This window comes from Paeniglutamicibacter sp. GQ140 (assembly GCF_059759235.1).
This window is the reverse complement of sequence record NZ_JCAXDW010000003.1, coordinates 393,203-404,838: the sequence shown is the minus strand read 5'-3', so window position 1 is coordinate 404,838 and position 11,636 is coordinate 393,203. Positions and strand designations below refer to the sequence as shown.

Below are 11,636 nucleotides of genomic sequence, written 5' to 3'. Positions count from 1 at the left end.
TACTAAGTTATTACATGTTTCTCGCTCTGTCAAATCCGCTTTTCGCTGATCTACTTTGCTATAAAACACGGTTTCTATCAACGATTAATCGTTGTTATAAGAAAGTTTTTATCATTCGCGGCTAGAAGCTTTTCGCTTGCCTTGGCCGCGGCGACTTAGAAAACAATACACAGGTTTCCCGTACACGGCAAATCGACGGATCCTGCCTTCGGTTACCCGTGGTTCCCCCAAATCAACCGGGTTTATCGGCAAATCGGGGGTACAAAGCAAAAAACCGGTGCGGGGTCGTTGCCGTGATTCACAGCACTCCCCCGCACCGGCCTGATTGCATTGTTAGCAACCCATGGCTTCATTCCCCTATTTAGGCGACTTCAACTACTGCCAAGTTCTTTTTTCCACGGCGAACCAAGAGGTAGCGTCCGTGCAGAAGATCCGCCCGGTTCACCACTGCCTCATGGTCCGAGTACTTCACGTTGTTGATGTACGCGCCGCCTTCGCTGACCGTGCGGCGGGCAGCCGACTTGGATTCGGAAAGGCCGGATGCTATCAAGACCGAGACGATATCCAGCTCATCGCCCGTGACGGTGGTGCTTTTGAGTTCCTGTGTTGCAGCGCGAAGCGTTGCCTCGTCCATGTCGCCGAGTTCGCCTTGGCCAAAGAGTGCGGCCGAAGCGGCAATCACCTTTTCCGTGGCTTCCACGCCGTGGACCAACGACGTCACCAAGTAGGCGAGTTCCTTCTGGGCCTTGCGGGCGAACGGACGCTCGGCAACTTCCTGCTCGAGGGCATCGATCTCGGCTCGAGTCAGGAACGTGAAGACCTTCAAGCGGGAGATCGCATCGGCATCCGCCGTGTTCAGCCAGAACTGGTAGAAGGTGTACGGGCTGCACATCTCCGCATCCAACCAAATGGCATTTCCTTCGGACTTGCCGAACTTGGTGCCGTCGGAGTTGGTGATCAGCGGGGTGCCGTAGGCGTATGCGCTCTTGCCCTCGACCTTGCGAATCAAGTCGGTGCCGCTGGTGAGGTTTCCCCACTGGTCCGAGCCACCGGTTTGCAGGGAGCATCCGTAGAGCTGGTGCAGCTTCAGGTAGTCATAGCCTTGCAGGACCTGGTAGCTGAATTCGGTGTAGCTGATGCCCTCGTCCGAGTTCAGGCGGGCGGCAACGGTTTCCTTCTTGATCATGGTGCCCACGCGGAAGTACTTGCCGACCTCGCGCAGGAAGTCGATGGCGCTCAGGTTGGCGGTCCAGTCGAGGTTGTTGACCATGCGTGCCGCGTTCTCGCCCTCGAAGGAGAGGAAGCGGGCAACCTGCTCCTGCAGCTTGCCTACCCATTCGGCGACCGTTTCCTTGGTGTTCAGCACACGCTCGGCCGTCTGGCGCGGATCGCCGATCAGGCCGGTGGAACCGCCGACCAGGCCCAGGGGCTTGTGGCCGGCCAGCTGCAGGCGCCGCATGTTCAGCAGCTGCACCAGGTTTCCCAGGTGCAGCGACGGTGCGGTGGGGTCGAAACCGCAGTAATAGGTAATGGACTCCTCGGAGAGAACCTTTTCCAGCTCGGCTTCATCGGTGGAGACGTGGACCAGGCCACGCCACTTCAGTTCCTGCCAGATGTTTTCAAACGACGGATCATTACTTTGTCCCGACAGTGCGGGATTCTGCTCAATTTCAGACACCATACTAAATTAGCAGTCTCCGCCCGGAATTACGCTTCCGTGTCAATGCCCGCCGGGATCGAGCCCTCGGCCAGGATCCGCAGGCGCTGCGTGGTGCGGGTCATCGCAACATACAGGTCCCCGACGGTGCCCTCGACTTCGTCGATCAATTCCTGCGGTTCAAGGACAAGCACCACATCGAATTCGAGGCCCTTGGCCTCGCGTGCGCCAAGCACGACGATGTCCTGGCTCAGCCCTCCCGAGCCGGTGCCCACGCGGCGCCCGTATTGCTCGACCACAGCGGAGCGGACCTGCGCCAGGCGGGACTCGGGCACGATGACCGCCAGCAGCCCGCCGTCGGCGATCGCAACCTCTTCGGGCAGGACCTCGCGCAGCTTGGGCAACAGCTGGCCCGCCTCCAGGCGGTCCACCAGCGGCGGCCACTGGCCCTCGCGCACGGCCTTGGGCGTGGAGATCTTGAGCCCCGCGGCGTGGGCGACCCGGGTCGCGGCGGCGGCGATCTGCATGGGGGTCCGGTAGTTGACCGTCAATTCCTCAAGGGTGAAGCGCTGGGCCACGAACGGCTTCATGGCCTGGGCCCAGCTGCTGGCGCCCGAGGCCGAGGAGGTCTGGGCGATGTCGCCCACCACGGTGAATGACTTCAGCGGGCAGCGGCGCATCAGCAGTCGCCACTGCATCGGGGAAAGCTCCTGGGCCTCGTCGACCACCACGTGCCCGTAGGCCCAGTTGCGGTCGGCCACCGCACGCTCGGCGGCCGTTTGGCGTGCCTCGGTCTCCTGGTTCATGTCTGCCAGGTCCTGGGCCTCGACCAGCCCGTCGATGCCGGCGTTGAAGAGCATCTCGTTGACGTTGCGCAGGGTCGCCTCGGCGTTTTCCAGGTCGCGCTTGAGCTGCGCCTCGACACCGGCGTCCTTGTTGCCCACAGCCTTGAAGTCGCCAAGCAGGTCGGCTGCCTCGTCCAGCAGCGGCACGTCGGCCTCGGTCCAGGGAGCCCCGGGCTCGCGGTGCAGCGCCTTGAGCTCGCGGGCGTTCAGCTGCGGCGCGGCGGCGGCGAGCAGGTCCTCCTTGGCGAAGAGTTCCTCCAACAGCGACTGCGGCGTCAGCGGCATCCAGCAAAGGTTCAGCGCGATGCGCACATCGCGTGACTCGCGCACTTCCTGGACCAGGTAGCTGCGGTCCACGGCATTGCCGTTGCCCGCGGAATCCTCGAGGACCTGCTGCAGCTGCTCGGCCAGCTCGCGGATCAGGATCTTGGTGAACACCTCGCGGGCCTCGTTGTGCGGCTTGCGGGAGGCACGCGCCTTTTCGCGGGCGTGGCGCACCTGGCCGCGGGTCAGCACCAGGCGGGTGCCCTCGACCACGACGCGGCGGTCCTCGGCCAGCAGCCGCTGGCGATTGGAAACCGCCTTGGCCACGACCTTGGCCATGAACGCCTTGCCCTTGATGCGGGCTGTCTCCCGGTTGTGCTCGGGCACGGCGCGCAGGCCCGGGTACAGCTCCCCGACGGAGGACATGACCACGCCGGTCTCGCCCAGGGAGGGCAGCACGCGTTCGATGTAGCGCATGAAGGAGGAGGACGGGCCGACCAGCAGCACGCCGGCGCTCTTGAGGCGTTCGCGGTGTTCGTAGAGCAGGAAGGCCGCGCGGTGCAGCGCCACGGCGGTCTTTCCGGTGCCCGGTCCGCCCTGGACCACCAACACCCCGGCCAGCGGGGAGCGGATGATCCGGTCCTGCTCGGCCTGGATGGTGCCCACGATGTCGCCCATGCGGCCGGTGCGCTTCTGCGTCAGCGCCGCCATCAGCGCTCCCTCGCCCTGCAGGTCGTCGTCCTCGGCGAAGAGCTCGGTGTCCAGCACCTCGTCGTCGATGCCCAGCACGGTGCGTCCGCGCAGCATCAGGTGCCGGCGGCGGCGCACGCCCTGCCGATGCAGCGCGGTGGCCTGGTAGAAGGCCGCCGCCTCCGGGGCCCGCCAGTCCACCATCAGGCGCGTGAGGTCATCGTCCGTCATGCCGATGCGGCCGATGTAGCGCGGCGATCCGTCTTCCTCGCCGGAGCGGTTCACGTCATCGTCAAGGTCCAGCCGCCCGAAGACCAGCCGGTCCTCCACGGCGTTCAGCTGTGCCAGGCGATCTTCATACAGTGCGGCGAAGGAGTCGCGTTCGGACACGTTCTGGATGGATCCCTGCGCCCCGCCGCGGCGGGTGCGGTTCAACTGCTCGAGCTTTTCGGCACGCAGTTCATCCAGGCGGGTGTAGAGCATCGAAACGTAGTTGCGTTCGGCTTCGAGCTCCGGTTGAACGGTCGTGGACTCTGGCATTCAGCACTCCCTGATGAAACAAATCGTGGACAGACCAGTTTACGCTCTGTCGCACCGGGTATTTGACCGGTCGCCATGGGGCGGGCGCCCCGGTGGCGGCAGGCGGTTGTTGCTAGACGAGCTGGAGCGAATGCACCTGCAGGCCGGAGAGCCTTTCGCGCCCGCCCAGGTCCTGCAGCTCAAGGACCACTCCGACCCCGATGACGTTCGCGCCGACCATGCCCAGGAGCCGGGCGGCGGAGCCGACGGTGCCGCCGGTGGCCAGCACGTCGTCAAGGATCAGCACCCGGGTGCCCGGGGCGACGTCGTCGCGGTGCAGTTCCAGGGTTCCGGTGCCGTATTCCAGGGTGTACTCGTCGCGGTGCACGGGCCGGGGCAGCTTGCCGGCCTTGCGCACGGTGACCATGCCGGTTCCCGTGGCGTAGGCAGCGGCGGCCGCCAGCACGAAGCCGCGGGCCTCGAGTCCGGCGATGACGTCGAACTGTCCGGCGAAGGGGGCGACGATCTCATCGACCATGCGGCGCAGCCCGGCGGCGTCGGCGAAGGCCGGTGTCAGGTCCTTGAACGAGATCCCCGCGCTGGGGTAGTCGGGAACGATTTCGCACAGTCGGTCAAGGAGGTCGCTTATGCTCTCAGGCTCTGGATTCACCCGACTAGTCTAGTCCCTTTGGCCGCGCGCCCTGCGCGGCGCCGCCTTCCGGTACGGCGAGACGCTGGGCTCGCCCGGAAGCCAGAAACGGTACGGGTACTCGTCCCCGCCGCCGCTTCCGGCCACCCCGGTGCGCGGGCCGGACAGGTGCTCCGGCGGGGAGGCGGCCAGCCTTTCCAGCCCCAGGTCGGGGCCCGGAGGCGCCGCGGTTCCGTTGCGGAAGCGGGCAGTATTGTGTTCCAGCGTCAGCCCGAGGCCCTGGGCCAGCCGCGCGGGGCCGCTAAGTAGCCTGGCGGCCGGTCCCCCGGGGTTGCCGCGCCTGGCCGTCGCCGCCTCGAGGCCGGTGACGATCTCCCCGGCGCGCAACAGCACCGCCGAGGCCGTGCCTTCGGTCCCGCACACCACATTGGCGCAAAAGTGCATCCCGTAGGTGAAGTAGACGTAGGCGGTGCCCGGAGGGCCGAACAGGCCGGCGTTGCGTGCGGTCTTTCCCCGGTAGGCATGGGATCCGGGGTCCACGGCACCGTCGTAGGCCTCCACCTCGGTCAGCCGAACCACCACCAGCTGCCCGCTGATGAAGGTCGAGACATGGGCTCCGAGCAGGTGCGGAGCCAGCTGCAGCGATCCCAGCCGGAGCAATTCATCTTGCACGTCCATCACCACGTCGCCGCCGTCAGGGTTGCAGGGCTAGTTGCGGGCCTTCAGCCCGGAGGGCCAGGGGCCCAGCTCCGGAAGGTCGGCACCGTCCGCGCCGGCGGTGGCCTGCACCGGGCCCAGCGGCTTGCGCCCGGCCAGCCACGCGGCCAGGTCGAAGTCGGTGCCGCTGAGCACCGTGACGTCATCGCCGTTTCCCAGGGAAATGCGCTGGGCGCCGTGCGGCTGAAGGATGTAGCGCCTGGATTCGGGCACCCGCACCGCGAGCTCGTCGAAGAGGTGGGCGCAGAACGCCGGTTCCCAGTCGGCGACCGAGCGCGCCAGCAACAGGTCGGAGGAGTGAATGACCAGTTCGCGCCAGATGGCGTAAAACAGGTCCTGGACGCTGCCGCCGCCGCGGAACCCGGTGGCAAGGTCCCACTCCCCTGCGCTGATGCCGCGGATGCTGGCCTCCAGTGCGGCGAGGGACTCGTCGGTCCGCGCCACCAAGGCCTCGGCACGCATCAGCGCAGTCATCTCGATGGCAGCTTCCCTGCCCTCGATTCCCCCGTCGTACATCGGGAATGGCTCGTCGGCGCCGGCGGTGTCCAGCTGGCGTGTTGCGGCCCGGCTGAATCCGTCGATGTGGGCCAGCAGCTGGGCCCGCTTCCATCCAGGCATGGCACTGGGTTCGGCTGCTGCCGCGGCATCCACGGTGGCCGCCAATGCGCGTAGGTCCGACAGGGAGGTGAGGATCCTGGTCGTCAGGTCCTGTGGCGTGAGCTCGGTCATACCCACACCCTATCGGCAGATGCAGCCGGAAATCACGAAGGCGGGGCCCGCCAAGTGTGGTGGGCCCCGCCCTGGGATCGTGGATCGGGGTGCGCTATCCGGCGTAGGCGCGCACCGGAACCAGTGCGTCCTTCAGGGCGGCCAGTTGCGCGGCGACGGCCGAGGGGGCGGTGCCGCCCTGGGCGCTGCGCGAGTTCAGCGAGCCCTCGGTGGACAGCACGCTGCGGACCTCGGGGGTCAGGTGCTCCGAGATCCCCGAGTATTCGGCGTCGGACAGGTCCCACAGCTCGACGCCCTTGGACTCGGCCAGCTTCACTGCCGCGCCGGAGAGTTCGTGTGCCTCGCGGAACGGCACGCCCTGGCGGACAAGCCACTCGGCGATGTCGGTGGCCAGGGCAAAGCCCAGCGGTGCGAGCTCGGCCATGCGGTCCGTGTTGAACTTCAGCGTGGCGATCATGCCGGAGACGGCAGGCAGCAAGAGCTCCAGGGTGTCGGTCGCATCGAAGACCGGCTCCTTGTCTTCCTGCAGGTCGCGGTTGTAGGCCAGCGGCAGCGCCTTGAGCGTGGCCATCAACCCGGTCAGGTTGCCGATCAGGCGTCCGGCCTTGCCGCGGGCCAGCTCGGCCACGTCGGGGTTCTTCTTCTGCGGCATGATCGAGGATCCGGTGGAGAAGGCGTCGTCGAGGGTGACGAAGGAGAACTCCTTGGTGGCCCAGAGGATGACTTCCTCCGAGATGCGCGAAAGGTCGACCCCGATCATGGCCGCGACCCAGGCGTATTCGGCGAACACGTCGCGGGCGGCGGTGCCGTCGATCGAGTTCCAGGCCGCGGAGTCGAAGCCGAGCTCGGCCGCCACGGCGTTGGGGTCCAGGCCCAGCGAGGAACCGGCCAGGGCGCCGGAGCCGTACGGGGAAACCGCGGCGCGCTTGTCCCAGTCGGCCAGGCGCTGGACGTCGCGCAGCATTGCCCAGGCGTGGGCCAGCAGGTGGTGCGAGAGCAGGATCGGCTGTGCGTGCTGCAGGTGGGTGCGGCCGGGCATGGCTGCGTTGGGGTGCGCCTCGGCCTGCTCGATGAGCGCGTCGATGGTGGCAAGCACGCCGCGGGCAATGATGCGGGCGTGGTCGCGCAGGAACATGCGGCCCAGGGTGGCGATCTGGTCGTTGCGCGAGCGGCCGGCGCGGAGCTTGCCGCCCAGCGCGGTTCCGGCACGCTCGATCAGTCCGCGCTCGAGGGAACCGTGGACGTCCTCGTCGGAGTCGGAGGCAACGTAGGCACCGGAGACGACATCGGCTTCCAGCTCATCCAGCGCCGCGATCATGCCGGCCAACTCGGTCTCGTCCAGCAACCCGGCGGTGTGCAGCACGCGGGCGTGGGCGCGGGATCCGGCGATGTCATAGCGGGCCAGCCGCCAGTCGAAGTGCGTGGACTTGCTCAGCGCCGCCAGAGCGTCCGCCGGGCCTCCGGCAAATCGTCCGCCCCAGAGCGCGCCTTCGTTTGTTGCCGATCCCATGTTAATCCTTCCGTGTGCCCGTCACGGGCGCCGGTTCGAGAGGTGTCCAAATCCAGTGTCCATCCTAGTGCAGGGCGGTTCCCCGGCCCCGGATGCAACGCCCGATTCTTAATACTTATTCACTAGTCTACATAATTATTCACGCGTCATGCCGCCGACAACCTCCGGGCGGCCGCCCGGTACGATTTGGGTATGACCGATTCGAACACCCCCGACGCCTTGTCCGAGGAAGAGCTCGCGTTCCTGCACTCCATTTTCGACCTGGCCCGCGAGGGAAACACCGAGAAGCTGATGGCCATCATCGACCAGGGAATCCCCGCGGATCTCACCGATGCCAAGGGCGACACGCTGATGATCCTGGCCGCCTACAACGGCCACGACGCGACCGTCTCCGCCCTGCTCGAGCGCGGCGCCGACATCAACCGCCTCAACGACAAGGGCCAGGGCGCACTGACCTGCGCGGTGTTCCGCAAGAACGAGCCACTGACGCGGCTACTGCTCGCCCGCGGCGCGGATCCGCGCCTCGGGGCCCAAAACGCCCTGGCAGTCACCCAGATGTTCGACCTGCCCGAGCTCAAGGCAGTGATCGAGGAGTACCTCTAGGAGCCAGTCCCGCCGCTGGCCGCGCCGGCAGCGGGCGCCAGGCACCGGCCCGGCGCGGTTCCGTCGAACGTCGGTCCGGGCTTCCCGCCAGTGTCACACAGGTCCCCAGAAGCCCCGTTTCCGGCCGACGTTTCGGCTTTGCTCTAGTCACACCTGAGAATCCACTGTGGGCCCCTCCACAAGATCGGGACCGACGCGTATCGTAGTGTTTATCAGGTGTTCTGGATCACTGACAGGAGCGAAGAAATGCATATCGACATCGTGCGTGGAGACATCACCGATCAAAAGGTCGATGCGATCGTCAATGCTGCCAATCCATCCCTGCTCGGTGGCGGCGGCGTCGACGACGCAATCCATGCGGCCGCGGGCCCCGCACTGCTGGCCGAATGCCGGAAGCTGAGGGCCACTACCCACCCCGACGGCCTTGCCTCCGGGCTGGCATTGGCCACCGGCGCCGGCGACCTTCCGGCCCGCTGGGTCATCCACTCCCCAGGCCCGAACCGCCACGTGGGGCAGACCAACCCCAAGACGCTGTCGCAGTGCTTCACCAATTCCTTGTACGTCGCCTCCCGTCTGGGCGCCACCAGCGTGGCGTTTCCCGCCATCGGGGCGGGTGCCTACGGCTGGGACCCGGAGGACGTTGCCGCGATCGCCGCCCGCGCGATCCACGATTGGTTCGAGATGTACCTTCATTCGACATCGATTCACCGGGTGGTGTTGGTTGCCTACAACGACGCTGTTGAATCCGCGTTCCACAAGGCCTTCGACACTCCGCGCACCGAGAGCGAGCTCGTCCACGGGCCATAGCGCCCGTCGGCGCTCCGGCCGCACATGTTTTCCCCAGGGACTCCCCGCGCAATCTGCCCGGGGAGTCCCTGGGGCCATTAAGGGCTCGGCCCGGTTGCTGCGGCACGCGAATCCGCGCGCGCTGGCTCAGCCCAACTTGGCCGCTTCGACCAGCTGCACTTCAAAGCCCGCCTTCAAGCCGCGAATGTAGTCGCTTGCCGGCACCAGCCCACCCAGGACCAATTCGAAAACGATCTCCCTGCCGTCGCGGCGGCTCTTGGCGAGGCCGGCATCGACAAGGATGCGCAGGTGCTTGGCCGTGGCCTGCCGACTGATACCCAGTGGCGCACTCAGTCGCGAGGCACTGCTCGCATTCTCACCTAGGAGCTTGAGCATCCGGCGACGCGTGGCGTCCGAGAGTGCTGCAAAAATCAATTGTGATTCGGCCGCTTCCGGCTGCCCAATCATTTTCCGCCCAGATAACGCTGCGCCGCGAGCATCTCGGCTTCCCACCCGCGGGTGTTGGCACTAATGGCATGCCGATGCGCCTCGGCATCGAAGGCGGCGAATCCACTCTCCATGACCCGCAGCCTTACCGCGCCGGAATGTGTGGGTTCGATCCAGAACTCGACGAGCGTGTTGGGCACCGGATCGTCCCACTCATGACCGCCCAGGGAACGGAACGCCGCGTAGCGCGGGGCATCGAGGGTGACGGTCTCAAATTCGAATTTCCCATAGATCGCGTCGCAAACGGTGGAGAATGCACCGTCGGTTTCGATCCGATGCGTCGTGATGGCCCCGCCGTTGATGAACCACCCCGGTTCGCTGACCAGCCCCCAAACGGATTCGGCAGTGGCATCGATGTCGATGGTTGCCTCGATGGCATCCTGCAGTGTGGCGTCCATGTGCATCCCCTCAAAACGCAAAGCCCTTGTGCAACAAAATGGTTGCACAAGGGCTTTGGTTCCACAAGGGTTACCGCACGGTAGCCGCAATGGGTGCCGGATGGGTCCAGCCGTTCGCGGGACCGGCGAGCATGCCGCTTGTCCCGACGATGATGCCGGCGAGGATCGCCAGCAGGACCAGGGCAGCCAGGATCGCACCGAGTATTGCTGCCTTCTTGGACGGATCCATCCGTGCCTCCGGAGTCCCAGGTTGGTGCGACTGGTCGATTTGGCTACTGCGGGTCGGCCAGTGCCAGGAAGCGCGCGGCGACCTCGGCACCGCCATCAACGTCGCGGGTCACCAGCATGACGGTGTCGTCCCCGGCGATGCATCCCAGGATCTGCGGCATTGTTGAATGGTCGATGGACAGGGCCAGGAAGTTTGCCGCACCCGGCGGGGTGCGCAGCACCACGATGTTGCCCGAGGCCTCGGCGGTGATCAGCAATTCCGCGCATTGCTTGGCCAGCTTGGCGTCGTGGACCTCGTGGCTGACGCCGGCCTGCGGGCTGCGGTCCCCGCCCTCCTGGCGCACCGCGTAGACGAGTCCCCCGTCGGCGCCGCGCACGCGCACCGCACCCAGCTCCACCAGGTCGCGCGACAACGTGGCCTGGGTGACGGCCATGCCTTCCTCTGCCAGCAGGGCCACCAGCTCGGCCTGCGAACGCACGGTGCGGGTCGAGAGGATGGCACTCACCCGCGCCTGGCGGGCGATCTTCGTCGTGGGCTGGAACGATGCGGGAGTGCTCATCGGTTCGGGTTCACTCCCGGCACGACAGCCAGGTCCGACTTGGCCATCAGCCAGCCCATGATGGCCTTCTGGGCGTGCACGCGGTTTTCGGCCTCGTCGAAGACCACCGACTGCGGTCCGTCAATGACGTCCGCCGAGATTTCGTAGCCGCGGTAGGCCGGCAGGCAGTGCAGCACGATGGCGTCCTGGTGCGCGTGCGCCATGGCCGCGGAGTCGACGGCGAATTCGCGGAACAGCTCCATGCGTTCGGTCTTCTCGTCTTCCTGGCCCATGGACACCCAGGTGTCGGTGGCAACCACGTCTGCACCGGCAAGGGCCGCTGCGGCGTCGGTGGTGACTGTCACGGAGCCGCCGGTTTCCGCCGCGCGAGCCTCGGCCGCGGCAATGATGTCCGCGGCAGGCAGGTAGCCCTCGGGTCCGGCAATGCGCACGTGCATCCCGGCCGTGACGCCGGCCAACAGGTAGGAGTTGGCCATGTTGTTGGCCGAGTCGCCGAGGTAGGCCATGGACAGTCCTGCCAGCGTGCCCTTGTGCTCGCGCACGGTGAGCAGGTCGGCCAGCAGCTGGCAGGGGTGGTAGTCGTCGGAGAGGGCGTTGATGACCGGGACGTTCGAATTCTCGGCCATTTCCTCCAGGCCGGCCTGGGCGTAGGTGCGCCACACGATGGTGGAGACCATGCGCTCGAGGACCTTGGCGGAATCGGAGATTGACTCCTTGTGGCCCAGCTGCGATTCGGCGGAGTTGATGATCAGCGGCGAACCGCCAAGCTCCGCGATGCCCGCGGCAAAGGACACCCGGGTGCGGGTGGAGGTCTTGTCGAAGAACACGGCGACGGTCTGCGGTCCGGCGTACGGCTTGTATCCGTACTTGTCCTTCTTCATGGCCAAGGCCAGGTCAAGGACCTCAGTCTGTTCGGCCTGGGTGAGGTCGAGGTCGGTCAGGAAGTGGCGAACTGTGCTGGTCATTTTTTGGTC

At 66.3% G+C, this 11,636-nt stretch carries 13 protein-coding genes; 2 read left to right on the top strand and 11 right to left on the bottom strand.

The features are described 5' to 3' along the window. Positions 1 to 361 precede the first annotated feature (361 nt). The 6 genes from tyrS to argH form a co-directional block, all read right to left on the bottom strand. Positions 362 to 1,681, bottom strand: a complete 1,320-nt coding sequence (tyrS, locus tag AC6CHY_RS06675; RefSeq protein ID WP_498226190.1) for a tyrosine--tRNA ligase — start codon at positions 1,679 to 1,681, stop codon at positions 362 to 364. Between the two features lie 26 nt (positions 1,682 to 1,707). Next, entirely contained in the window at positions 1,708 to 3,996 is a 2,289-nt protein-coding gene (locus AC6CHY_RS06670; RefSeq protein ID WP_498226188.1) for a HelD family protein, read from the bottom strand. A gap of 112 nt (positions 3,997 to 4,108) precedes the next feature. Then, positions 4,109 to 4,645 (bottom strand): adenine phosphoribosyltransferase, encoded by a 537-nt coding sequence (locus AC6CHY_RS06665; RefSeq protein ID WP_217390615.1) that lies wholly within the window; start codon positions 4,643 to 4,645, stop codon positions 4,109 to 4,111. A 9-nt stretch (positions 4,646 to 4,654) separates the two neighbouring features. Continuing rightward, positions 4,655 to 5,302 carry a DNA-3-methyladenine glycosylase gene (locus AC6CHY_RS06660; protein ID WP_498226186.1) on the bottom strand — a complete coding sequence of 216 codons (648 nt, stop codon included), beginning with the start codon at positions 5,300 to 5,302 and terminating at the stop codon, positions 4,655 to 4,657. Between the two features lie 30 nt (positions 5,303 to 5,332). Next, on the bottom strand, positions 5,333 to 6,070 hold the full coding sequence (locus AC6CHY_RS06655; protein WP_498226185.1) for a maleylpyruvate isomerase family mycothiol-dependent enzyme: 738 nt from the start codon (positions 6,068 to 6,070) through the stop codon (positions 5,333 to 5,335). Positions 6,071 to 6,164: 94 nt separating this feature from the next. After that, a complete protein-coding gene (gene argH / locus AC6CHY_RS06650) occupies positions 6,165 to 7,580 on the bottom strand; it encodes an argininosuccinate lyase (protein WP_498226183.1) in 1,416 nt (471 codons plus the stop codon). Positions 7,581 to 7,772: 192 nt separating this feature from the next. Between argH and AC6CHY_RS06645 the strand changes: the two genes are divergently transcribed. Continuing rightward, a complete protein-coding gene (locus AC6CHY_RS06645; RefSeq protein ID WP_498226181.1) occupies positions 7,773 to 8,183 on the top strand; it encodes an ankyrin repeat domain-containing protein in 411 nt (136 codons plus the stop codon). Between the two features lie 246 nt (positions 8,184 to 8,429). Next, positions 8,430 to 8,990 carry an O-acetyl-ADP-ribose deacetylase gene (locus tag AC6CHY_RS06640; protein WP_217390610.1) on the top strand — a complete coding sequence of 187 codons (561 nt, stop codon included), beginning with the start codon at positions 8,430 to 8,432 and terminating at the stop codon, positions 8,988 to 8,990. 126 nt (positions 8,991 to 9,116) lie between these two features. On the opposite strand, the gene AC6CHY_RS06635 is transcribed toward AC6CHY_RS06640, so the two are convergent. From AC6CHY_RS06635 to argF, 5 genes are all read right to left on the bottom strand, one after another. After that, positions 9,117 to 9,437, bottom strand: coding sequence for an ArsR/SmtB family transcription factor (locus AC6CHY_RS06635; protein ID WP_498226179.1), 321 nt, complete (start codon positions 9,435 to 9,437; stop codon positions 9,117 to 9,119). Next, entirely contained in the window at positions 9,434 to 9,874 is a 441-nt protein-coding gene (locus AC6CHY_RS06630) for an SRPBCC family protein (protein WP_217390608.1), read from the bottom strand. Before AC6CHY_RS06630 ends, AC6CHY_RS06635 begins: the two co-directional genes overlap by 4 nt. A gap of 70 nt (positions 9,875 to 9,944) precedes the next feature. Further along, positions 9,945 to 10,103: a hypothetical protein gene (locus AC6CHY_RS06625; RefSeq protein ID WP_498226177.1), complete on the bottom strand. Its 159-nt coding sequence runs from the start codon at positions 10,101 to 10,103 to the stop codon at positions 9,945 to 9,947. 43 nt (positions 10,104 to 10,146) lie between these two features. Continuing rightward, on the bottom strand, positions 10,147 to 10,662 hold the full coding sequence (locus tag AC6CHY_RS06620; RefSeq protein WP_217390606.1) for an arginine repressor: 516 nt from the start codon (positions 10,660 to 10,662) through the stop codon (positions 10,147 to 10,149). Then, on the bottom strand, positions 10,659 to 11,627 hold the full coding sequence (gene argF / locus AC6CHY_RS06615) for an ornithine carbamoyltransferase (protein WP_498226176.1): 969 nt from the start codon (positions 11,625 to 11,627) through the stop codon (positions 10,659 to 10,661). Before argF ends, AC6CHY_RS06620 begins: the two co-directional genes overlap by 4 nt. Positions 11,628 to 11,636 lie beyond the last annotated feature (9 nt).

What these genes read in the sequence shown, in the direction of transcription:
- AC6CHY_RS06670 (WP_498226188.1), bottom strand. Translation starts at nt 3,996, where the DNA reads ATGCCAGAGTCCACGACCGTTCAACCGGAGCTCGAAGCCGAACGCAAC.
- tyrS (WP_498226190.1), bottom strand. Translation starts at nt 1,681, where the DNA reads ATGGTGTCTGAAATTGAGCAGAATCCCGCACTGTCGGGACAAAGTAAT.
- AC6CHY_RS06635 (WP_498226179.1), bottom strand. Translation starts at nt 9,437, where the DNA reads ATGATTGGGCAGCCGGAAGCGGCCGAATCACAATTGATTTTTGCAGCA.
- AC6CHY_RS06660 (WP_498226186.1), bottom strand. Translation starts at nt 5,302, where the DNA reads ATGGACGTGCAAGATGAATTGCTCCGGCTGGGATCGCTGCAGCTGGCT.
- argH (WP_498226183.1), bottom strand. Translation starts at nt 7,580, where the DNA reads ATGGGATCGGCAACAAACGAAGGCGCGCTCTGGGGCGGACGATTTGCC.
- argF (WP_498226176.1), bottom strand. Translation starts at nt 11,627, where the DNA reads ATGACCAGCACAGTTCGCCACTTCCTGACCGACCTCGACCTCACCCAG.
- AC6CHY_RS06620 (WP_217390606.1), bottom strand. Translation starts at nt 10,662, where the DNA reads ATGAGCACTCCCGCATCGTTCCAGCCCACGACGAAGATCGCCCGCCAG.
- AC6CHY_RS06645 (WP_498226181.1), top strand. Translation starts at nt 7,773, where the DNA reads ATGACCGATTCGAACACCCCCGACGCCTTGTCCGAGGAAGAGCTCGCG.
- AC6CHY_RS06655 (WP_498226185.1), bottom strand. Translation starts at nt 6,070, where the DNA reads ATGACCGAGCTCACGCCACAGGACCTGACGACCAGGATCCTCACCTCC.
- AC6CHY_RS06625 (WP_498226177.1), bottom strand. Translation starts at nt 10,103, where the DNA reads ATGGATCCGTCCAAGAAGGCAGCAATACTCGGTGCGATCCTGGCTGCC.
- AC6CHY_RS06640 (WP_217390610.1), top strand. Translation starts at nt 8,430, where the DNA reads ATGCATATCGACATCGTGCGTGGAGACATCACCGATCAAAAGGTCGAT.
- AC6CHY_RS06630 (WP_217390608.1), bottom strand. Translation starts at nt 9,874, where the DNA reads ATGGACGCCACACTGCAGGATGCCATCGAGGCAACCATCGACATCGAT.